The sequence below is a fragment of the Pseudoalteromonas sp. SR41-8 genome (assembly GCF_014163915.1).
Taxonomy (GTDB): domain Bacteria; phylum Pseudomonadota; class Gammaproteobacteria; order Enterobacterales; family Alteromonadaceae; genus Pseudoalteromonas; species Pseudoalteromonas rhizosphaerae.
The window spans coordinates 1-20,548 of sequence record NZ_JACJEE010000049.1 but is presented as its reverse complement, the minus strand read 5'-3'; the positions used below and the strand labels follow the sequence as shown (position 1 = coordinate 20,548).

Here is a 20,548-nt window from a genome sequence, read left to right as displayed (position 1 = left end):
TTTTGTTGTCTGCAGGAAAGTGAAAATGCAGGTGAAAGGTAAAAGGCATCAGGTAAAAGGAAAAGAATAAGCGCCTAATGCCGACTCTATACATTTGCTATGTGGCTCTCTACCGCTGTGGGCACTATGACATCACCAAGCTCCAAATTGAGAAAGCCCGACTAGCAATAGTCGGGCTTTTTTACGTCTGGAACAAAGTTAAAACACCAAGCCAAGACCCCATGCCGAACTCAGTAGTGACCGCTCTTGCAATCCTATGCTCCACGGCATGTGTATTCCTATTCATCAAACAAACGCTCCTTCACATCCCAGAGCATCTACCTTTAAAGCAATTTGAGTATGGATACTTATTTGGTGTAGTGTGCCTAAGTAATAGTAAAACAGAAGCGCTGAGTGCCCTATCGTCAATAAAGATTTCATGACGCAACACATGGGAATTAATATCAAAAGCGACGCAGGCGGGACGTCATACGGTGTGATCGTTGATGGGTAGTTTATGCCAATCGACTTAAATATTTAACCATTCTAGCGAGCTAAATAAAGTGCTAACTGCGTTATAATTTATTCAAGTAAAACAACTACATGTAGAAAATTACGCCTTGTTATCACTGTATTTATCTGTCGCTATAAATGGTCAGTAACCTAACACGATTGGTATAAATCTGTTAACTATTAACCTTCTCGTTGGATCAGTCCTTCAAGAGCGCGAATGTTGGTGAGTAAGTCTTGCCTTTGTGGATTGGCGTTAAGTGCTTTTTTAAGCTGGCTTAATGCTTCTTTGTAGTTTTTATTTTCAATTTCAATTTGCGCGAGGCCTAACCATGCAGAGAGTTGGTACTCAGGTAAAGCTTGTGCTCGTACATACATTAACCTTGCTTGTGTCAGTTGGTTTTGTTGCTGATAGATATTTGCCAGGCTTAACAGTGCATCGCCAAGATTTGGGTCGATTGTTAATGCTTTATGTAAACTCTTTTGAGCTTGTTTAAAGTTACCTTGCTCAATTGCTAGCTGAGCGGTATAAACTGAAAACTCTGCGCGGGATTGTTTTGATAACTTATTTATGAAAGGGTTTAGTTGCGAAACGAGCTGCTTGGCTAGCTGCCATTTTTTTTGTGCGATAAGCCAATTTAGGGTTTGCATACTAATCTCGCTAGCTTCTGCTATTTGAGCTGGCTGAGTGCTTGCTAATGCATTACTTAACAATTCAACAGAGCGTGAGTAGCTACCTTGTGTAAGGTGAAGTTGTGCTGCAAGTAATTGATTACTTGCATTGCTAGGTGCCAGCTTTAAAGCTACTTCAATACTTGCCAAAGCTTGTTTATTGTTGTCTTGTTGTAAGGCAATTTGTGCACGTTGTAGCCAAAGCTCTGGATTGTTAGGGGATGCATTTAATAGCTCTTTTAGCAGAGCTTGGGCTTGACCTAGATCGCCTGCAGCAATTAGTGAAAATAGTAACCCTTGTTGATATTCTGCTTGCTGTGGCTCAAGCATTAATGCCTGACGATAAGCTGCAATTGCGCTCCAAGGTTGCTCAGCTTGTACATGAATATAGGCAAGTTGCGCATAGACTTGCGCATCAGCTTGGCCAAGTTCAATACAGCGGGTTAGATGTGGCTGTGCTTGTTGATAATTACCTTGCTGCATATAGAGCAGACTTAAACCTTGATGAGCTTTAACTAAATCTGGCATGCTTGATAAACTAGCCTTTAACGCCTGCTCAGCTCCTGCAAACTGTTTTAAGGTTAACAAAACTTGGCCACGTAAAAGTTGTAACGCAGGGCTATCGTTACCTAATTCACGTTGTGTAAATAGATCAGCTACAGCTTGGTAGTTACCTTGTTGTAATAGTGGTTTTAGTTGCTGGGCGAAGCTGCGTTCATTAGCTTCGATTTTTATATCTGTTGGGCTCAGTAAATTATTATTGATCAGCAACTGCCAGTGTGGATCGCTTGGCTGTAGTTTTACCTGCAATGAGGTTGCTTGGCTGGCAGTCATATAAAAGGTTAATGGCACGATAGCTAAACACGTTAACCATTTTTTTGTTGTTAATCTTTTCATTGTATTTTCACTTAAATACTGGCTTTACTAAGGTTTAAATTCAATGGGCCAAATAAATCTGGCTCTCACTATTTCACCGTCTTTTTTTGGTGAACTAAACCGACTTTGCTTAATGATCTTATCTATTTCAGGCTTTAGCTCAGGGTACGGGTTTTGTATAACATCAATTAAGCTTAATCGGCCATTTTCATCGATAAAAACATCGAGCTTCACGATGAAGGTACTCACACCTTGGCGAGTTAACTTTTTAGGTAATACTGCTTTTACGGGAGTGAGTAGCGTGGGTAAACCATCTAGTTGATTTAAGCTAAAGGCATCCCAATTAACTTCGATAGATTGAAATTCAGGAGTCGCAATTGGCATATTTGCAAGGGTTGGTTTACTAAGCGAAATTTTACTTTCAATTTTTATATTAATGGCTTGAATAGTTGCACCCGCACCTTCGACAACGAGGCTTTGCATCGGCTCTGTCACAGCTGATTGCGTCACGGTTGGTGGCGGAGGTGGAGGCTGAGGCACTAAAGCAACTTCGCGAACGATAACTTTGTCGTTGATAACGTGCTCAGCAATTTGGCCAAGCCAAAGTAAAACTAATGCGCATGCAAGTACCGTTAGGCTCAACATAAAAGCAAAAAACGGATGACGTTTATTAGCTATTGCAGGTTGTGATGCGAGTATATTATTTTGCATATTATTGCTGGGTCGCTAAGTTAACGGTTGCTGCACCAGCAAGTTTTGCTTCGTCTATTACTTTTACTAATAGCTCAGTTGGTACGGTTTTATCAGCTTGGATCACTACCGGTCTTTGCTGTTGTTTTAGCATTTGCTCTACGCTGCTGCGCACACCGGCCACGCCAATTTGGCTACCGTCAAAGTAAACCTGCTGACTATCAGTTATGGCAAGAAAAATAACTTGTTGCTTTAATTTGCTTGCTGAGACGGCTTGCGGTTTATCAACCTCGACCCCACTTTCGCGAACGAAAACGGTGGTTACAATAAAGAAAATCAATAGTATAAATACCACATCTAATAGTGGTGACATATCAATATGATGCGCAGATTGTTGTTCTAGGCGTTGTTTTAAACGTGCTTGCATTGGCTTAGCTCGCTTGCTGTTGGATAGCACTGTTACGTGTTACGTACAGCAAGTAAGCTTGCATCAGCCATGCAGGAATTGCGCAGACTAACCCCAGTTGTGTAGTGAGTAGAGCATTACTTATCGCTTCGCTCATTAATTCGTTTTCGCCTTGCGACATCACTTTAAATGTATCGAGTAAACCAATAATGGTGCCTAATAAACCAAGTAATGGCAGCGCAGCGGTCAAAATAGAGCTGACGTCGTGCCAGTAACCTTGGCGTTGCAGTTTATATTGTTTTAAATGCAGGATATCGTGCCAAATGAGCTGATAAACAAATAGCGCTAATAGGATGATAAGCCAGCAGATAAAATTATCGAACAGTTGCTCAAACATTTTTCACCTCAAGTTGACTAAGTTGCAGTGCGAACGCTTCAAGTTGGGTGTAATAGGCTTTAGCTTTACGCGATAGTAGCGCATTGAGTACTAATGCTGGTATGGCAACAACGAGGCCAAGCTCGGTAGTGATCAAAGCTTGGGCAATACCACCAGATACTACTTCTGGATCGCCAGAGCCAAATAACGTCATCATTTTGAATGTTTCAATCATGCCACTGACTGTGCCCAATAAGCCCAGTAGCGGTGCTACCGATGCAGTGATCGCGATTGCGCCAATGTAGTTATCAAGCTTGTGTTTATTATGCATCAGCTGATTAAATAACTGGTCATCTCTTATTTGTCCTATGTTGCTATCAACAGAGAGTTGAAACAGTGTTGCTTGCATTCCGCTGAAGCTGTGTTGCTCAGGTTGATTAAACGCAGTTTGTAAAGTCAGCGTCGAGACCGCTTTGATCTTACTAAGGCTAAATAATTGATATGCCTTGAATAGCGCAATTAATAATGCAAAACATGCAAATAAAATGATAGGGATTGCCCATAAGCCACCTTTTTCAAGATGTTCAACTGCACCTTCTTGTTGCGCTTGACTGGCAACTAAGCGGGTTAAACTTGGATCAAATGTTAAAGAAGCTGCGATCTTAGCTGAGTTTGTATTTACTTGTGAGTAAGCGATATCAAATGGGTTATTCTCATCACGTGATTGAACTATAGCTACTTTTGGTACTGCAGCGTTAGCTGCTGATGAAAGCAGGCCGGTTAGTTTTGGCTGTGCAACACTAAACCAAGTCACGGGACCTACTTGTAATGTTGTAGCTGCGGTGAGCTCGCCATTTTTCAATACTATATTTTGTTTTTTAAACTCTGGATATAATGCCGCGGTTTGCTGCTCTATCACCGCGACTACATCATTCAAAAGTGCTTGTTGATCGTTTTTACTTTGCGCTTGCTGAGCGTATTGACGAGTAAATCGGTTGAGTAAATTTAGCCGATATTGCTGTTGTTGTTGCCAGCTATCTAAGCGTGTTTGTAGCTGGGTTAAACTCAATGTGTCTTCATCAGCTAAACGGCGATTGAGTGTCGCTTGCTCACGCTCTTTTTTAAGTGCTTGCTGTTTTTCAAATATCTGTTGTGCCATAGTTGTTTGCTGTTTGGCAATCCGCTGTTGTGCTTTATTTAAAACGCTCTGCGCCGTTTTAATATCCGTTAGTAATTGTTGTTTGGCAGCATCCGCAGTCGCGGCTGTTACTACTTGGCTAAAACTCAGTAGTGTAACAAACAAAAAAGTACAGAATCGTTTCATGGCGTCAGCTCCTTAGCTGCATAGCTAAATACAGGCAAGGTAAGCCAGTGAGCTGCTTGTTTTTTTTCTTGTACAGCGATACCGTGGGCAATTTGCTCGCCATCAATTTCAGTATCAAATTGCCATTGCCAACCTAACTCAGAAGGGAAGCCAATGCCCGCATAACTTAAATCATTACTAACAAACCATGCTTGTGCGGCACCCAAATAAAGCTGTTTTACCCATATTTCTTTGCCTTCACTATTACTGATTGCCATTTCATGAATTGAAATTCGGTTTTGAAAATCAGCCAATTGGCCAAGCATTTTTAAAGCAATTTGTAGCTTTTCATTCGCATCTAGGCTTTCGTTATCTAGATCGCCAATACTTTGCCAGCTCGCCAGTAATGGGGGAGGTAATTGTACTTGCAGTGAGCGCAATTGCTGGCTGAGCTGGATTAATTGACTATTGAGCGCGTTTTCATCGGTCTCAAGCTGGCTTTGTTTTTGAATTAGCGCAGTGCGCTTTTCTGCCAGCTCAGAGGTGTTCTTTTGACGATTCTGGTTTAGCTGTTTGAGTTGTGTTTGCTCTGCATCGAGTAAGATTAATGTTTGTTGCATCGAGGTTTTTTTTTCTAGCCAATGTGTTTCTAACTCACTAGTTTGTTGTTCTATTTGTAACCACTGATTAACGAGGTTTTCAAGTTCGCTAACCGGATCAGCTAAGCTTGAGAATGAGCTTAGTAAAATAACTGCCCCAACAGATTTTATAAAACGTTGCATATGCTAAGTAATGCCCTAAAAGTAATAACCATTTACAGTACAAAGCCAAGCTCTGGCTTTAACTTTATAAAATTAAAAACCTTGATTTTTAAGCGCTTAAACTTAATTTTTTACGCCACTCATGCACCCAAGTTTACTGTGCATTTACAGTCGCGTTACGTAAGTTTAAAAGTGTGAAAAATAGTACAATGATTGACAAAATAATACAAGTGATAACATTTCGCATTTACATTAATATTACTCAGTGCTAGGATTCCGCCGAACTTAAATCAACGTGCTTAAATGACTTGCTACAAAAACAACGTGTTAGCAAGTTCCCTGCTAATGGAGCTAAAATGGGTAAAATGACTAATAAACGCCGAACTTATATAAAACCGCTGGCTGCTTTTGTTACCGCAACTTTATCAACTTGGGCGTCTGCTCAAGGAGCTGAAAATATACAAGAGCTATCAGTAACCAAAGCAAAAACGCAATCGGAACAAAGCTATAAAGTTGAAAAATCATCATCAATAAAGAACACCCAGCCGTTGGTTGATACTGCAAAATCAATAACGGTTATTAACAAAGCTGTGATGAAAGATAGAAATGTAGATAGTTTGCAAGATGCGTTACGTAATGTTTCGGGTATTTCATTGGCGGCGGGTGAAGGCGGTGCGCCAGCTGGTGACAGTTTATCTATTCGTGGTTTTAGTGCTGCCAATGATATTTTTATCGATGGTATTCGTGATATTGCCGGGTACGACCGTGATACTTATAACGTTGAGCAAATCGAAGTTGCAAAAGGCCCAAGCTCAGCAACAACAGGTCGAGGTTCAACGGGCGGTAGTATTAACTTAACTACAAAAACGGCGACGTTGGATGAATTTAATGATGCTTCGCTGCGTTTAGGCACAGAGAGTGATTACCGCGCGCAAATAGATAGTAACTTTAAAGTGGCTGAAACATCAGCGCTACGTGTCAATTTACTGGTTGATAAAGGGGATGTTGCTGGGCGTGATCATGTTGAAAAAGAAAAACAAGCAGTCGCGGTTTCGTTTGCGACTGGTTTAGGAACCAATAGCCGTTTTAATCTTAATGCTGATTATCAGAATCAAGATAATATGTCTGATTACGGTATTCCGTGGGTTGGTTCTAGCCCTGTTGCTGAACTTGCTGGTAGCGAAAATGCAGCGCCACCGGTGAATTTCACTAATTTTTACGGTAACGTATATCGTGATTTTGAAGATATCGAAGCGTATTCAACAACTGCAAAGTACGAGTATGACTTGTCGCAAACAACCATGCTACGTGCCCAAGGTCGCATTGGCCGTGTAGAGCGAAAAGATACAGTAACAGCGCCGCGTTTTATTGATGTAAAAACAACAACTGATATCAGAATGAGCGACGTTAAAAATCGTGATACGCGCAATGAATTGGCAACACTGCAACTTGATTTAGTTGGTGAGTACTATTTTGCTGGTGTAAAACATAATGTGGTTACTGGTGTTGAATTAACTAACGAGACATTTAGCCGTTGGAATGTAACTGCATTGGTAGCTGATAATTTAAAGAACGAACCAGCGCTGAATGATTTATACAACCCAGATGCTTATTTACCTTACACTGGTGAGTATGGTCGTGATGGCACTAGTACTGAAGCGGTTGCTAAAACCCGTGCAATTTATGCATTCGATACAATTACATTTAATGAATATTGGCAATTAACTGCGGGTTTACGTTCAGAGCAGTACGATAGCGATTATCAGTATGATTACAAGGATCCAGCATTAATGATCTCAACTAGCGATACCATGACTAGTTGGAACGCATCTGCCGTATATAAGCCAAGTCAAAATAGCAGCATTTACTTTGGTGCAGGTAACTCGTATAACCCATCGGCTGAAGGCATTGCAGTATCTACTCGTGGTAATTCAAGTGAGTTAGATCCGGAGAAGAGCCAAAGCTATGAGTTAGGCACTAAATGGAATTTACTTGATGATAAGTTGATGACCAGTGCCGCTATTTTTAGAACGGTTAAAACTAATGCGCGCGTGGATGATCCTAATAGTGATCAGCGTGGTGTTGAAGTGCTTGATGGTGAGCAACGAGTGCAAGGTTTAGAGTTGTCTGCAACAGGTATTATCACTGACGAATTAAGTATTATCGGTTCTTATACCTATCAAGATAGCGAAGTTACTGAATCTACGGTTGATGGTGATGTTGGGCATAACTTGGCTCGAGCACCTAAAAATAGCTACAGTGTTTGGGCTCGATATGACTTTAGCGACGCGATAGCTGCAGGTTTTGGCGCACAATATATTGGTGGGCGTTATAATGGTAATTCAGCGACCAGTCGTAAAGCCGATAGTTATGTTTTGTTCGATATGATGCTTTCTTATCAAGCAACTGAGCAGTTAAGCATTCAGTTTAATGGTGAGAATTTAACGGATGAAGATTATGAAGATAAACTAGGTGGCGGACACTTTATTCCTGGTCGAGGTCGTTATTTTACACTAACGGCTAGTTATTCTTTCTAATTACAAACTAATGTTTGTTGAATAGGTTAAAGCTTATTAAACAGGTTAATGCTTATTAGCCTGTTTTTTTAAGATTTGGGAACTTCCATGCTATTAAAAATACCAGACTTGCTCAGTGCTGATGAAGTCGCTTATTGCCGTAATGTTTTATTGGCCGCGCAATGGACTGATGGCAGTGTTACCGCAGGTTATCAATCAACTAAGACCAAAAATAACTTACAATTACCTGAGCAAAGCGCTGCAGCCAAAGAGCTCGGTGATATAGTTATGGGCGCTCTGGCTCGCAGTGATCTATTTATGTCAGGGGCGTTGCCTGCAAAAATTTTTCCACCTTTATTTAACTGTTACCAAGGTGGCCAATCGTTTGGTATTCATGTTGATAATGCGATTCGACAAGTACCTGGCACACCAGTGAAAATTCGTACGGATTTATCAATGACGTTATTTTTGAGCGAACCAGAAGACTATGATGGTGGCGAACTCGTTATTGAAGATACTTATGGCTCTCACATAGTAAAACTCCCTGCAGGTAGTATGGTGTTGTATCCATCAACCAGTTTACATAAAGTCACTCCCGTAACTCGGGGGCGACGTTTAGCTTCATTTTTTTGGTTGCAGAGCATGGTTAATAGCGATGAAAAGCGTGGTTTGCTATTTGAGTTGGATATGTCGATTCAAAGCTTGCGCGAAAAAGTCAGCGATAGCCCTGAGATTGTTAGGTTAACTGGTGTGTATCATAATTTATTAAGGCAATGGGCACAGACGTAAACAGGTTGTAGTGATGTGTATTTAAACTCAAAATATAAAAGTATATATTTATAAGGCGCTACCACGATTGGTTAAGTGATAGCGCTTTTTAGATCTTACAATGCACATTATTAAATATGTTATTGAAATAGTAGTTAATTAAGACTTTTTTTTGCAAAGCTAACAATTACCAGTAAATTTGCGATAAACCATAAGTCTTTAATAACAAAAAGGCCTAATCTTGCAAGTAGTGTTGAGCTGTCAAAAGCTCCTTCAGCTGAGAATAAAAATGTCTGCGTCATTAAAAATACGGCACTGCAGCCAAGAGCCGCAACATAAATGGCTAATGGATGCTTTTTAATGATAGCCAAAGCGAGTGCTAAAGCAAAAAAGATGTCGTACGCACCAATTAGATTAGACGCTGTTTGCACTGAAAATAAGGTATATAACCAAGACATAAAAATAGAGGTTGATACCAGTGATATAATTCCATTTGCTTCAAACTCGTAAAATTTCATACCACCAATCCAAATAAGCACTAATGCAACAGGAAAGAAGTTCAAAATTACCATGCCTTGAGCTGACAAGCGCTGCGGTTTATAAAGGTAAATAGCGAGAGAAACAAGTGCGGTGTACTTAATTATACCTTGCCCAGAGCCTATAATTGGGAAGCCACCTAAGTCAGTCATCCAGCGGCTTTCACTTAATAAGGTAACAAGCGGTATAACGGCAAGAGTGATCAGGCTAACAAAAGCAGGGGTCTGAAAACGTGATTGTTTTAAACTTAAAATAATAAATAAAGCGGTTACTAAAAAAGCCACTCCAGCGAGTATTGATTGCCCAGTTTTAGGGATTACATTGGCTAATTGATAAAAATTGAAAATAGCATGCACATTATTTACCCCTGCTCCTAATAAGAGGCTAAGACCCAATAGCGATAAGCTAATAATTAGCAGTGAATGAATACTGTAACGAGTATAGGTTGGTTGCATTTTTGATAGGTGATTAAATATAGATACTGTAAAAGAGTGGTAAACGAGACTTTTTATTTCAAAAAATATAAAAAAACCAGCTTATTGAAGCTGGTTTAAGTTTTGCTATTTATACCCATTTGGGTTGTTACTTTGCCAACGCCACGTATCTTTCATCATCACATCGATACCACGCTCTGCTTGCCAATCAAGTTCACTAAGAGCTTTTTCAGGCGCTGCATAACAAGCTGCAATATCACCTGGGCGACGAGGTGATACCTGATACGGAATATCTTTACCACAGGCTTTGCTAAATGCGTTGAGCATTTGTAGCACCGAATAACCATTACCGGTGCCAAGATTGTAAACATGGGCACCGGTATCTTGGTTTATTTTATTAAGTGCCTTTAAATGACCAAGCGCTAAGTCAACAACATGGATGTAATCACGCACACCAGTACCATCAACCGTATCATAGTCATCGCCGAAGATACCCAGCTGCTTTAATTTACCCACTGCCACTTGCGCTATGTAAGGTAATAAGTTGTTTGGAATACCATTGGGATCTTCACCAATTAGGCCTGACTCGTGCGCACCTACGGGATTAAAGTAACGCAAAATTGCAAATGCAAAGCGCTCATCTGATTTAGCGATGTCTTGTAACATCATTTCAACCATCAGTTTTGATGTGCCGTATGGATTAGTAGTGCCACCTACCGGGAAATCTTCTTGAATTGGTAGGCTTGCTGGATCACCATATACTGTTGCCGATGAGCTAAATACGAGTTTAAACACACCTGCATCGCGCATAGCATCAACGAGAGTCAGCGTACCTTGCACGTTATTTTGGTAATACTCAATGGGTTTCACCATTGATTCACCTACAGCCTTTAAACCGGCAAAATGAATAACACTCTCAATCGTATGTTTTGCAAAAACGCTGGCCAAAAATGTTTTATCAAGGATGTCACCTTGATAAAAGTTTACAGTTTTACCAGTGATTTTTTTTACACGCTCAAGTGATTCCACACTCGAGTTGCTTAAATTATCAATGATAACAACATCATTATCTTGTTGTAATAATTCAACAACAGTGTGTGAGCCTATGTATCCCGCGCCACCTGTTACTAAAATTGTCATGAAATCTCCATATATAAGGTGAAGGTGTATAGTTGTAATTTCATCATAAATAGCACTTCAATACATGCTTTATCTGATCTTTTTGTTGTTCCATGATGTTACGGTATCAATTAATCATAGTTAACTGGTGTCTGGTTACATATTTTACATAAATGATAACAATGAGACTAAATAGTATTAAGCTATAGTTAAGTTGTTAGTGCTATTATTTCAACTATATTAGCCCAAGGGCATTTTGGAGATAGACAATGAATACATTTAAAAAAGTAGCGATGGCTATGTTAGTTGTACTGCCTGTATTTGCTCAAGCAGGAGAAGCTGTCGTTAAATGGCAAGACTTCAATGACTACCGCGATGTACGTCCTTCAAATGAACCTAAGGGCTCCTTCCATAAACATGTAGCGAGCAGTTTTGAAAAGCACTTTAATAAACTGGCAGAAAAGTTGCCCGAAGGATATAAGTTTAATGTTGAAGTGACTGAGCTGGATTTAGCCGGTGATGTACGCTTTGGCGGTATGAATGATTTACGTATTGTAAAACCAATTTATTTTCCACGCATTGAGTTTCAATATTCGGTTACTGATAAAGACGGTAACGTGATTAGTCAAAGCGATAAAGTCGAATTAAAAGATATGGGCTTTATGGATAAAATTAAAATGGGCCGTGATGAACAGTTTTACTATGATAAACGTTTGATCACTGATTGGTTTGATAAAGAATTACTGCCAGTTGTTACCCCAAGCTAAATTAAGAGTAAAAAGCGCTACAGTTTAATGATAGCGCTTTTATAGTTACTTGAACGTTGCGAGTAATTGCAGTAACTGTTGTAATTTAATAACAGTGGTTTTTAGCTTTTCTTCACTAAAACCTTCTGAACTTAAGCTTTCTACATCTGCAGCTACATCTAATACATAAGGTTTGAAGCGTTTTGCTTCAAAGGTAAAACCAGCATCGGCAGGAAATAACGCTGTAAATTTACCTAAGCCTTGTTGTTGCAACTCATCTAATTTTTTATCTGCGTCAAGAGACTGGCGATAAACAATTTTTAAGTTGGCATTGAGTTGTTCAATAATTGAATCCATTTTTTTCCTAAAGCTTTAGACCGCAATGCCGATATAATACGGGTAATAAGCTAAAAAGTCAGGTATGAGCTATGAATATATCAGGTGGAAATCTACCGGCCATGAGTGGCGCGGGTCAAAGTGGCGAAGTATACAGCGCAGCATTGGCAAAAAAACAGCAAAAAGCGGATGGTGCAGCAGCACTGGCACTTATTGAAGGTGCCGCTAGTTCGAGCGCTGCACAAACGCCAGCAAAATCAGTTACAGCTTCGCTTGGCAATAACGTTAACGTATACGTTTAAGTCTTGTGTTTATAAAAGCTTGAGGTCAATCGGCGTTTTACTTTTTTGACCGCCGATTTCGCGCATCAGCTTTGGTACTAAAAATCCTGGCAATGCGATAAGCATTTCGGCCATGATTTTGCGTGCCTGTGATTCGTCGATATCAAAATGACTCGCTCCTTCAACTTTATCAAGTAAATATAAATAATAAGGCAGTACGTCGGCATCAAATAACGCTTCGCTTAATGCGACTTGCGCTTCGCTGGTATCATTTACATCTTTTAATAGCACCGCTTGATTGAGCAATGTGACACCTACCTTTTTGAGTTTTTGCATTGCCACTTTAAAATCATCATCAATCTCGTTGCCATGGTTAATGTGATTAATAAACACAATTTTAAGTGGAGACTTTGCAAAACGTTCGCACAATTGGTCAGTAATGCGAGATGGGATCACCACCGGTAGGCGGCTATGAATTCGCATTCGTTTAATTTGTGGTAATTGTTCAAGCTCATCCATAAACCAACTAATTGCGTCGTCTTTGGCCATTAACGGATCACCACCACTTAAAATCACCTCGTTAATATTAGCATCCGATTTTATGTAATCGAGCGCTGCAATTAAGCTGCGTTTATTTAGCTGATTTTCTTGGTATGGAAAATGGCGACGAAAGCAATAACGGCAATTAACGGCGCAACCAGTTTTAAACATCACTAAAACTCGGGATTTATATTTGTGTAATAATCCTGGTTGAGCGTTGTTTTGCTCTTTTAATGGATCTTTATCAAAACCTGTTTTAGCGATAAACTCTTGGTGGCGCGGCATGACTTGCAGCAGTAATGGGTCATTAATATCGCCATAACGCATTTTTTTGATAAAAGGCACAGGCACACGTACCGGGAAAAGAGCTCGTGCTTTGAGGTCTTTTTCGTCGGCCATGCTTGATAAACCTAGCATTTCTAGCAAGGTGCGTGGGCAAGTAACAACATTAGCTAATTCTTTTTGCCAGTTTATATGCAAATTTGCTTCATTTCTTTGTATCATTGGTAGGTAGATTACTCGAAATTATTAGATAGAGGAAACGATGGCGAATTATAGCACCAACGAGTTCAAGGGCGGCCTAAAAATTATGATGGACGGCGAGCCTTGCAGTATTTTAGAAAATGAAATGGTAAAACCTGGTAAAGGCCAAGCGTTTAACCGTGTTCGTATTCGTAAACTTATCTCTGGCAAAGTACTTGAAAAAACTTTTAAATCAGGTGAGTCAGTAGAGGGTGCTGATGTAATGGATACCGATCTTGCGTATCTTTACACTGATGGTGAGTTTTGGCATTTCATGAATAACGAAACATTTGAACAAATCGCAGCTGATGAAAAAGCGCTTGGCGATGCTGGTAAATGGTTAGTTGAAAATGATGTATGTACTATTACTTTGTGGAACGGCAATCCAATAGCTGTTGCACCACCTAACTTTGTAGAGCTTGAGATCACTGAAACAGATCCTGGTCTTAAAGGCGACACAGCAGGTACTGGTGGTAAGCCAGCAACGCTAAGTACTGGTGCTGTTGTGCGTGTACCATTATTCGTACAAATCGGTGAAGTAATTAAAGTCGACACCCGTAACGGCGAATATGTAAGCCGTGTTAAGTAACTTTAATATAGCTTAATAAATCCCAGCTTAAGCTGGGATTTTTTTTGGAGAAAATATGTCAGCAGATCTTTGGCAACCAAGCGCACAAGTAAATACTTTGGCACAACGAGCCGCAATTTTACGCACTATTCGGGAATTCTTTTACCAACGCCACGTTATGGAAGTTGATACGCCTAGTTTAAGTGCAGCGAGTGTTACTGATGTTCATTTAGCGAGTTTTAAAACGCAGTTTATTGGCCCCGGTTTCGCGAAAGGCTTACCGCTTTACTTACAAACATCACCAGAATTTGCCATGAAGCGATTATTGGCAGCCGGCAGTGGTGCTATTTACCAAATTTGTAAGGCATTTCGTAACGAAGAGGCGGGCAGCCATCATAATCCTGAGTTTACTATGTTGGAATGGTATCGCCCTGGGTTTGATGAGTTTGCGCTGATGGATGAAATTGATGAATTAATGCAGCTTATCTTAAATGTTCCACCTGCAGAGCGTTTAACCTATCAAGATGCTTTTACCAAAGCATTAGGACTTGATCCGCTCAGTGCCACTATTGAACAGTTACAAACACTTGCCTGTGAACAGGGGTTTGCTGATATCGCTAAGCATGAAACTCACCGTGATACGTTACTACAATTATTATTTTGTATGAAAGTTGAGCCAAAAATTGGCCAACAAAAACCTTGTTTTATTTATCATTTTCCTGCATCGCAAGCCGCACTGGCGAGTATTTGTGAGCATGATATTAGAGTCGCTGGGCGGTTTGAGCTTTATTATCAGAACATGGAACTGGCGAATGGTTTTAATGAGCTCACCAATGCACAGGAGCAAGCTAAACGTTTTACTGAAGATAATGCATACCGCAAAGCAAATAACTTAACACAAGTGCCTATGGACACCCGTTTAATTGCCGCTCTTGAGCATGGTTTACCACAATGCGCAGGAGTAGCATTAGGGGTTGATAGGTTAGTGATGTTAGCAACGCAAAAAAACACGATAAAAGAAGTCATCGCGTTTGATGTAGGCAGGGCTTAAAAGGCTCAAGATTCAAGGTTAAGAAAAGGTAAAAGTAATCTAGCTTTTACCTTTTAACTTATCCCTTGAAACTCGTTTTTATAACTCGTAGATAAATGTGACGCCGGCAACCATTGGTTCGCCAAGCTGAGTGTATGTGTGAGTTGCATACCCTTCGCGTGGGTCGTTACCAAATTCAAAACCACGTGTAGGCACTTCTTCATCAAATACGTTACGTGCCCAAGCGCGAATTGACCATTGCTCAGCCTCGTAACCAGTAGTTAAATTAACTAAATTAATGTTCGGTGCCTGCGAGTTGTGGCTATCTGAGAAGTAATAATTATCTTTACCTTCAATACCGATTGTAGCAAATAACTCATCAGTAAAGTTATAGCGAGCCGTGAATGCATACTGGTATTTAGGCGCTTGTGATTGCTCGCGACCATCTTGATCTAGACCAGATTGAGCGACAAAGTCATTGATTTTAGTATGTAAATAACCAGCGCTGCCGGTGAAAAATAAGTCATCAGTTAATTGGTAACTGCCTTCAATTTCAAGGCCGTAATTCTCTCCAGAGCTGGCGTTATCAATATAACCGGTAAACTTTTGGTCTTCCACTTTCCAGGCTTTTAACTGCATATCTTCGCGATACATATAAAAGGCCGCTAAGCGTAGAATAAATTTCTCATCTAAAGAGCTACCTTTAACGCCAAATTCACCACTCCATAGGTACTCTGGTGCGAAACTAGTGTGGTTTTTAAAGAAATCAGCATCAAGGTTTAAACCGTCATCTTTTGCTTTGGCGAGTGCTTCTGAGTTAATCCCTCCTGCTTTGTAACCACGAGTTAGGCTGGTATAAATCATGGTACGGTCAATGACTTGATACTCAAGGGCAAGTTTACCACCGACCATCACATCATCAGTACTTTCAATAAAACCATTATTATCGGTGTAATCACCTTGGTATTGCTCAACGCGTAAGCCTGTTATTAAGGTGGTTTTATTACCAATCGGCGTTGCTAGTTGGCCGTAAATTGCGGTATTACTAGTTTCATAAGTTGAAGCGAATGGAGCTGCAAGCCAAGTGTATTGGCGTTCTAAATCAACATTACGGGCTTGATAATAAAGTCCCGTAACCCAGTTACCACCTTTGCCATTAAATTGCAGTTCAGCAGCCTGGTCTTGACGATCTCGAAAGTAGCTATCGGTTGAGCTATAACCATCGGGGTGTAGTCCTGCACCGCATAACTGCGACTTATTAATATCGTTACATACCCAGTCTTCATCAAAGCTATAAACTAAATCACTATCAATACCTGATAAGTTTAAACTGACATCAAACCAACCAAAGCCAGTGTAGATGTTGGCAAGACCTACCGCGATACTTTCTTGGTTATCTTGGCCTGGGTGATCGGCTACACTATTACGGCTATTATCAAGCGTAAATGCATCGTAGCCGTTATTGATATCAATATAATGAACACTTAATTCAGTGCGAAGATGATCTGTAAGTTGGCTGTGTAGTTTAAAACGACTAACCAGTTCATCTTGCTGTTGTGTTGACTCGTTTAAATATAGGTTATCAACATAACCATCAGACTCACGTTGATAAATACTAGCGCGCACTGCGGTGCTGTCTGTAATACCAATACCTGCGGCAACACCCGCTTCATAACTGTTGTAGTTACCTGCGCCTAGCTGCACTTTGACGCTTGGATCAAAAGTTGGATCGGCTGATTCCATTTGGATCATACCAGCCATACCATCAGCACCAAAGCGAGTACCTTGCGGACCGCGATAAATCTCAACTTGGTTTACATCAAACAGTAATGAACTACCACCTAAGCCGGAATAATTAATGCCATCAATCACTAAGCCAACAGAAGGGTTAATAGGGTCAACAAATTGTGAGCGTAAACCAACCCCTCGAATTTGGATGTAACGGCCACGAGAAGCACCAGCGGTAAAATTTACGTTGGCAGCACTGGCAAGCATTTCGTCTAGAAAACTAGCACCTCGGTCATTAATTTCGCGTTCGCTAAATAAACTGGCACTGGCACTAAGGGTTTGAATGCTTTCTTTTTGAAAGTCTCCGGTGACGAGTATTTTTTCAAGTTCAGTATCTTCAGCAAAAGCTGGGGCGCTTATCAAAGGTAAAAGCGCGGCAGTAATTAAAGACAGGCGTAATTTCATTCTATTACTTAACTCCATTTTAAGGACTTGCATGATAGCAACTATTCTCATTAAAGTCGTGATACCAGTTATATTTATGTGCTATAAACGCGCACAGTATACATAATAAGGAATACAAATATGACCTTTAAAGTTGACTTTAAAGTACGCGACTACGAATGCGATTTACAAGGCATTGTAAATAATAGTGTGTATTTTAATTACCTAGAGCATGCGCGCCATGAGTTTTTGCATGCGAATGGGGTTGATTTTGCTCAGCTTACTCGCGATAAAATTAATTTAGTCGTAATGCGTAGCGAGATGGATTATAAGCAATCACTAATGCCCGGAGATGAGTTTTATGTCGCTGTAGAGCCTGAGCGTATTAGTCGCTTAAAGTTTGGCTTTCGACAAACAGTGGTAAGAAAGCATGATGAAAAAGTGATGTTAAAGGCACTGGTGATTGGCACCGCGGTGAATGAGCTAGGTCGGCCATTTTTGCCCGATCAAGTTGATCTACTATTTAAGCCTGAGTAATTTTCCGGTGCCACCTTTTTTACTATCTTAGAACATTTTTTTACATTAAAAACATGCATTATTAACGGTATAAACTGTTATTTATTGTTATCATGTTGCAATTGAGTTTTAGGTTAGTAATTACATGAAATTAGCAGCAATCCCGATGCTTATAATCGGTTTATGTATTGGCTGCTCATCGACAGGGACAGTCACCAGTGAGCAATTAAAATACACTAAGTGGCAACTATCACGGGTTGATGGTTTAGCAATCCCTGCATCATATTCAGCATCATTAAGTTTTATTGAAGCCCTGCAAGTCAATGGTTTTGCCGGTTGTAATAAATTTTTTGGTGAAGGTCAACTTGATGATAATCATTTAACTGTGAATAAATTAGGTATGACCCGTAAATCATGCGGAGATGAGTTGGACGAGTTTGAACTGCAGTTTTTAAATGCGTTAAAGCAAGGTGTGCCACTGCAAATTCAAGATCAGCAATTGGTTTTAAATGGCGAGCAAACATTTGCGTTTATTCCCGCAAGTTGATCTCTTGCAGGCTTGCAATATCTAACGTACACTCGTTAGCGAACAATATATAGAATTTTACTTGTCGGAGTGCCTTGAGTTTTTAACTTAAAGGCTGAGATCGCGAAAGCGGGATCCGTGAACCTGATCAGGCTAACACCTGCGTAGGGAACAAGCTGCCTAAAACGGGTGCTTGTGCGCCAGTTTTGGGCATAAGCACTGTGGCTGCCAAGGTTGGTAGTGCTTTTTTGTAACACCAATCTACGATCCATGTAGCATTTGCTACTCTCTATTGCGTTGCTTTTTATCGCACAGCAGTATCTGACAAGACAACCCTTTTAGCAATGAGGTAAGTCATGTCAAACACATCAAATAAACCGTCTCGCCGCGAAACTCGTGCGGCTGCATCAGATTATATTTATAACCTTACTGGGCAACCATTTCCAAGCTCACACAAAGTTTATGTACAAGGTACGCAAGATAATGTGCGTGTTGGTATGCGTGAAATTACTTTGAGTGATACCTTTATCGGTGGCACCGATGAAAACCCAGTGTACGAATCAAATGCACCACTGCGTGTTTATGATACGTCAGGCCCATACACAGATCCTGATTTTACTCTAGATGTTCGTAAAGGGCTGGATAAGTACCGCGAACAGTGGATTGAAAGCCGTGGCGATACTGAAATTTTAGGCTCAGTCAGCTCGCAGTTTTCTCAGCAACGCATGGCAGATGAAGGCCTTGATCATATTCGTTTTGAGCATCTCCCAAAAATTCGCCGCGCTAAAGCCGGTAAAAATGTCACGCAAATGCATTATGCTCGCCAAGGTATTATCACACCGGAAATGGAATATGTCGCAATTCGTGAAAACATGGGCCGTGCGCAACTTCAAAAAGAGTTATTAGCACAGCAGCACCAAGGCGAGTCGTTTGGTGCGAGTATCCCTGAGTTTATTACTCCTGAATTTGTGCGTGATGAAATTGCCCGTGGTCGTGCGATTTTACCTAACAACATTAATCACCCAGAAACCGAGCCGATGATTGTAGGGCGCAATTTTTTAGTGAAAGTGAACGCTAATATTGGCAACTCATCAGTTAGCTCATCTATTGAAGAAGAAGTTGAAAAAATGGTCTGGTCAACCCGCTGGGGCGCTGACACAGTTATGGATTTATCAACGGGTCGTTATATTCATGAAACTCGTGAATGGGTAGTACGTAACTCACCAGTGCCAATTGGTACAGTGCCTATTTATCAAGCGCTTGAAAAAGTAAATGGGGTTGCCGAAGATCTAACGTGGGAAATTTTCCGCGATACTCTAATTGAACAAGCCGAGCAGGGGGTGGATTACTTTACTATTCACGCTGGGGTGTTATTACGCTACGTTCCAATGACGGCAAAACGTGTCACTGGGATTGTGTCGCGTGGCGGTTCAATTATGGCGAAATGGTGTTTAGCGCATCATAAAGAAAACTTCCTTTATACTCATTTTGAAGATATTTGTGAGATTTTGAAACAGTACGATGTGTGTTTCTCATTAGGAGATGGCCTGCGTCCTGGTTCAATTGCAGATGCCAACGATGACGCGCAATTTAGTGAACTGCGTACGTTAGGTGAGCTGACCAAAATCGCGTGGAAACACGATGTACAAGTGTTTATTGAAGGCCCAGGGCATGTGCCAATGCATATGATCAAAGCTAATATGGAAGAGCAGCTTAAGCATTGCGACGAAGCACCTTTTTACACCCTTGGCCCGCTGACAACTGACATAGCCCCAGGCTATGACCATATCACCTCTGGTATTGGGGCGGCGCAAATTGCATGGTATGGCTGTGCAATGCTGTGTTATGTCACACCAAAAGAGCATTTAGGTTTACCAAATAAAGAAGACGTTAAAGAAGGGCTGATCACTTATAAAATTGCCGCTCATGCCGCCGATTTAGCCAAAGGTCATCCCGGAGCGCAAGAGCGTGATAATGCGTTATCAAAAGCGCGTTTTGAGTTCCGCTGGCATGACCAATTTAATATTGGTTTAGACCCTGTTCGTGCTCGTGAATACCATGACGAAACACTGCCACAAGAATCTGGCAAAGTAGCGCATTTTTGCTCTATGTGTGGGCCAAAATTCTGCTCAATGAAAATCACCCAAGAAGTACGAGAATACGCTAAAGATCTAGAAGCCAGAGGCATAGATCCTAACAACGTAGGTGATGCTATTGAGATCAAAATGGTCGATGTTGAAGCCGAGATGCAAGCTAAATCAGCCGAATTTAAACAAAGCGGCTCAGAGATTTATCATAAAGCGGTTTAACCAAAAGGAGCTAGGTACTAGGGAAGAGACTAGGTTTTAGGATGTTGTTAACCTA

At 40.7% G+C, this 20,548-nt stretch carries 20 protein-coding genes and 1 riboswitch; of the genes, 9 read left to right on the top strand and 11 right to left on the bottom strand.

The window, feature by feature from the left end; genetic code table 11:
• Window positions 1–672: 672 nt before the first annotated feature.
• Genes H5162_RS20205 through H5162_RS20180 form a run of 6 tightly spaced genes read right to left on the bottom strand, consistent with a single transcriptional unit; the run spans window position 673 to window position 5,594 of the window.
• On the bottom strand, window positions 673–2,058 hold the full coding sequence (locus H5162_RS20205) for a lipopolysaccharide assembly protein LapB (protein WP_182759652.1): 1,386 nt from the start codon (window positions 2,056–2,058) through the stop codon (window positions 673–675).
• A gap of 27 nt (window positions 2,059–2,085) precedes the next feature.
• Window positions 2,086–2,748, bottom strand: coding sequence for a hypothetical protein (locus H5162_RS20200; protein ID WP_145234593.1), 663 nt, complete (start codon window positions 2,746–2,748; stop codon window positions 2,086–2,088).
• Window position 2,749: 1 nt separating this feature from the next.
• Window positions 2,750–3,154: a biopolymer transporter ExbD gene (locus H5162_RS20195; RefSeq protein ID WP_145234595.1), complete on the bottom strand. Its 405-nt coding sequence runs from the start codon at window positions 3,152–3,154 to the stop codon at window positions 2,750–2,752.
• 4 nt (window positions 3,155–3,158) lie between these two features.
• Entirely contained in the window at window positions 3,159–3,530 is a 372-nt protein-coding gene (locus tag H5162_RS20190; protein ID WP_145234597.1) for a MotA/TolQ/ExbB proton channel family protein, read from the bottom strand.
• Entirely contained in the window at window positions 3,523–4,833 is a 1,311-nt protein-coding gene (locus H5162_RS20185) for a MotA/TolQ/ExbB proton channel family protein (RefSeq protein ID WP_145234599.1), read from the bottom strand. The genes H5162_RS20190 and H5162_RS20185 overlap by 8 nt, the downstream gene beginning before the upstream one ends.
• Complete coding sequence (locus H5162_RS20180; RefSeq protein ID WP_182779371.1) at window positions 4,830–5,594, bottom strand: DUF3450 family protein; 765 nt, start codon at window positions 5,592–5,594, stop codon at window positions 4,830–4,832. Before H5162_RS20180 ends, H5162_RS20185 begins: the two co-directional genes overlap by 4 nt.
• A 335-nt stretch (window positions 5,595–5,929) precedes the next feature.
• Between H5162_RS20180 and H5162_RS20175 the strand changes: the two genes are divergently transcribed.
• On the top strand, window positions 5,930–8,110 hold the full coding sequence (locus tag H5162_RS20175; protein WP_182779370.1) for a TonB-dependent siderophore receptor: 2,181 nt from the start codon (window positions 5,930–5,932) through the stop codon (window positions 8,108–8,110).
• 87 nt (window positions 8,111–8,197) lie between these two features.
• Window positions 8,198–8,878, top strand: coding sequence for a Fe2+-dependent dioxygenase (locus tag H5162_RS20170; RefSeq protein WP_145234605.1), 681 nt, complete (start codon window positions 8,198–8,200; stop codon window positions 8,876–8,878).
• A 134-nt stretch (window positions 8,879–9,012) separates the two neighbouring features.
• Here the strand turns inward: H5162_RS20170 and H5162_RS20165 are convergent, their stop codons facing one another.
• Together H5162_RS20165 and galE are read right to left on the bottom strand one after the other, a co-directional pair.
• Window positions 9,013–9,849 carry a DUF417 family protein gene (locus tag H5162_RS20165; protein WP_182735676.1) on the bottom strand — a complete coding sequence of 279 codons (837 nt, stop codon included), beginning with the start codon at window positions 9,847–9,849 and terminating at the stop codon, window positions 9,013–9,015.
• A gap of 105 nt (window positions 9,850–9,954) precedes the next feature.
• The gene (gene galE, locus H5162_RS20160; RefSeq protein ID WP_182732517.1) at window positions 9,955–10,968 is read right to left on the bottom strand and encodes a UDP-glucose 4-epimerase GalE; all 1,014 of its coding nucleotides are present in this window, start codon (window positions 10,966–10,968) and stop codon (window positions 9,955–9,957) included.
• A gap of 248 nt (window positions 10,969–11,216) precedes the next feature.
• Between galE and H5162_RS20155 the strand changes: the two genes are divergently transcribed.
• Window positions 11,217–11,714, top strand: a complete 498-nt coding sequence (locus tag H5162_RS20155) for a DUF3016 domain-containing protein (RefSeq protein WP_182779369.1) — start codon at window positions 11,217–11,219, stop codon at window positions 11,712–11,714.
• Between the two features lie 45 nt (window positions 11,715–11,759).
• On the opposite strand, the gene H5162_RS20150 is transcribed toward H5162_RS20155, so the two are convergent.
• A complete protein-coding gene (locus H5162_RS20150) occupies window positions 11,760–12,050 on the bottom strand; it encodes a prephenate dehydrogenase (protein ID WP_145234613.1) in 291 nt (96 codons plus the stop codon).
• 71 nt (window positions 12,051–12,121) lie between these two features.
• Between H5162_RS20150 and H5162_RS20145 the strand changes: the two genes are divergently transcribed.
• Complete coding sequence (locus H5162_RS20145) at window positions 12,122–12,331, top strand: hypothetical protein (protein WP_145234615.1); 210 nt, start codon at window positions 12,122–12,124, stop codon at window positions 12,329–12,331.
• Window positions 12,332–12,340: 9 nt separating this feature from the next.
• On the opposite strand, the gene epmB is transcribed toward H5162_RS20145, so the two are convergent.
• Window positions 12,341–13,354, bottom strand: a complete 1,014-nt coding sequence (epmB, locus tag H5162_RS20140) for an EF-P beta-lysylation protein EpmB (RefSeq protein WP_182735674.1) — start codon at window positions 13,352–13,354, stop codon at window positions 12,341–12,343.
• 40 nt (window positions 13,355–13,394) lie between these two features.
• On the opposite strand from epmB, the gene efp reads away from it, so the two are divergent.
• Complete coding sequence (gene efp / locus H5162_RS20135) at window positions 13,395–13,961, top strand: elongation factor P (protein ID WP_145234620.1); 567 nt, start codon at window positions 13,395–13,397, stop codon at window positions 13,959–13,961.
• Window positions 13,962–14,016: 55 nt separating this feature from the next.
• Complete coding sequence (epmA, locus tag H5162_RS20130; protein WP_182779368.1) at window positions 14,017–14,991, top strand: elongation factor P--(R)-beta-lysine ligase; 975 nt, start codon at window positions 14,017–14,019, stop codon at window positions 14,989–14,991.
• A gap of 78 nt (window positions 14,992–15,069) precedes the next feature.
• Here epmA and H5162_RS20125 read toward each other — a convergent pair whose 3' ends face one another.
• The gene (locus H5162_RS20125) at window positions 15,070–17,163 is read right to left on the bottom strand and encodes a TonB-dependent receptor (protein ID WP_182779367.1); all 2,094 of its coding nucleotides are present in this window, start codon (window positions 17,161–17,163) and stop codon (window positions 15,070–15,072) included.
• Between the two features lie 120 nt (window positions 17,164–17,283).
• On the opposite strand from H5162_RS20125, the gene H5162_RS20120 reads away from it, so the two are divergent.
• From H5162_RS20120 to thiC, 3 genes are all read left to right on the top strand, one after another.
• Window positions 17,284–17,679, top strand: a complete 396-nt coding sequence (locus H5162_RS20120) for a thioesterase family protein (RefSeq protein ID WP_145234627.1) — start codon at window positions 17,284–17,286, stop codon at window positions 17,677–17,679.
• Between the two features lie 124 nt (window positions 17,680–17,803).
• Window positions 17,804–18,205: an META domain-containing protein gene (locus tag H5162_RS20115; RefSeq protein ID WP_310736442.1), complete on the top strand. Its 402-nt coding sequence runs from the start codon at window positions 17,804–17,806 to the stop codon at window positions 18,203–18,205.
• Window positions 18,206–18,260: 55 nt separating this feature from the next.
• Window positions 18,261–18,372, top strand: a riboswitch (TPP riboswitch).
• Between the two features lie 168 nt (window positions 18,373–18,540).
• Window positions 18,541–20,493 carry a phosphomethylpyrimidine synthase ThiC gene (gene thiC / locus H5162_RS20110; protein ID WP_220493106.1) on the top strand — a complete coding sequence of 651 codons (1,953 nt, stop codon included), beginning with the start codon at window positions 18,541–18,543 and terminating at the stop codon, window positions 20,491–20,493.
• The last annotated feature ends 55 nt before the right edge of the window (window positions 20,494–20,548 follow it).

What these genes read in the sequence shown, in the direction of transcription:
- H5162_RS20195 (WP_145234595.1), bottom strand. Translation starts at nt 3,154, where the DNA reads ATGCAAGCACGTTTAAAACAACGCCTAGAACAACAATCTGCGCATCAT.
- H5162_RS20125 (WP_182779367.1), bottom strand. Translation starts at nt 17,163, where the DNA reads ATGAAATTACGCCTGTCTTTAATTACTGCCGCGCTTTTACCTTTGATA.
- H5162_RS20150 (WP_145234613.1), bottom strand. Translation starts at nt 12,050, where the DNA reads ATGGATTCAATTATTGAACAACTCAATGCCAACTTAAAAATTGTTTAT.
- H5162_RS20145 (WP_145234615.1), top strand. Translation starts at nt 12,122, where the DNA reads ATGAATATATCAGGTGGAAATCTACCGGCCATGAGTGGCGCGGGTCAA.
- epmB (WP_182735674.1), bottom strand. Translation starts at nt 13,354, where the DNA reads ATGATACAAAGAAATGAAGCAAATTTGCATATAAACTGGCAAAAAGAA.
- epmA (WP_182779368.1), top strand. Translation starts at nt 14,017, where the DNA reads ATGTCAGCAGATCTTTGGCAACCAAGCGCACAAGTAAATACTTTGGCA.
- H5162_RS20175 (WP_182779370.1), top strand. Translation starts at nt 5,930, where the DNA reads ATGGGTAAAATGACTAATAAACGCCGAACTTATATAAAACCGCTGGCT.
- H5162_RS20115 (WP_310736442.1), top strand. Translation starts at nt 17,804, where the DNA reads ATGAAATTAGCAGCAATCCCGATGCTTATAATCGGTTTATGTATTGGC.
- H5162_RS20190 (WP_145234597.1), bottom strand. Translation starts at nt 3,530, where the DNA reads ATGTTTGAGCAACTGTTCGATAATTTTATCTGCTGGCTTATCATCCTA.
- H5162_RS20200 (WP_145234593.1), bottom strand. Translation starts at nt 2,748, where the DNA reads ATGCAAAATAATATACTCGCATCACAACCTGCAATAGCTAATAAACGT.
- H5162_RS20170 (WP_145234605.1), top strand. Translation starts at nt 8,198, where the DNA reads ATGCTATTAAAAATACCAGACTTGCTCAGTGCTGATGAAGTCGCTTAT.
- H5162_RS20185 (WP_145234599.1), bottom strand. Translation starts at nt 4,833, where the DNA reads ATGAAACGATTCTGTACTTTTTTGTTTGTTACACTACTGAGTTTTAGC.
- H5162_RS20165 (WP_182735676.1), bottom strand. Translation starts at nt 9,849, where the DNA reads ATGCAACCAACCTATACTCGTTACAGTATTCATTCACTGCTAATTATT.
- H5162_RS20205 (WP_182759652.1), bottom strand. Translation starts at nt 2,058, where the DNA reads ATGAAAAGATTAACAACAAAAAAATGGTTAACGTGTTTAGCTATCGTG.
- thiC (WP_220493106.1), top strand. Translation starts at nt 18,541, where the DNA reads ATGTCAAACACATCAAATAAACCGTCTCGCCGCGAAACTCGTGCGGCT.
- H5162_RS20155 (WP_182779369.1), top strand. Translation starts at nt 11,217, where the DNA reads ATGAATACATTTAAAAAAGTAGCGATGGCTATGTTAGTTGTACTGCCT.
- H5162_RS20120 (WP_145234627.1), top strand. Translation starts at nt 17,284, where the DNA reads ATGACCTTTAAAGTTGACTTTAAAGTACGCGACTACGAATGCGATTTA.
- galE (WP_182732517.1), bottom strand. Translation starts at nt 10,968, where the DNA reads ATGACAATTTTAGTAACAGGTGGCGCGGGATACATAGGCTCACACACT.
- efp (WP_145234620.1), top strand. Translation starts at nt 13,395, where the DNA reads ATGGCGAATTATAGCACCAACGAGTTCAAGGGCGGCCTAAAAATTATG.
- H5162_RS20180 (WP_182779371.1), bottom strand. Translation starts at nt 5,594, where the DNA reads ATGCAACGTTTTATAAAATCTGTTGGGGCAGTTATTTTACTAAGCTCA.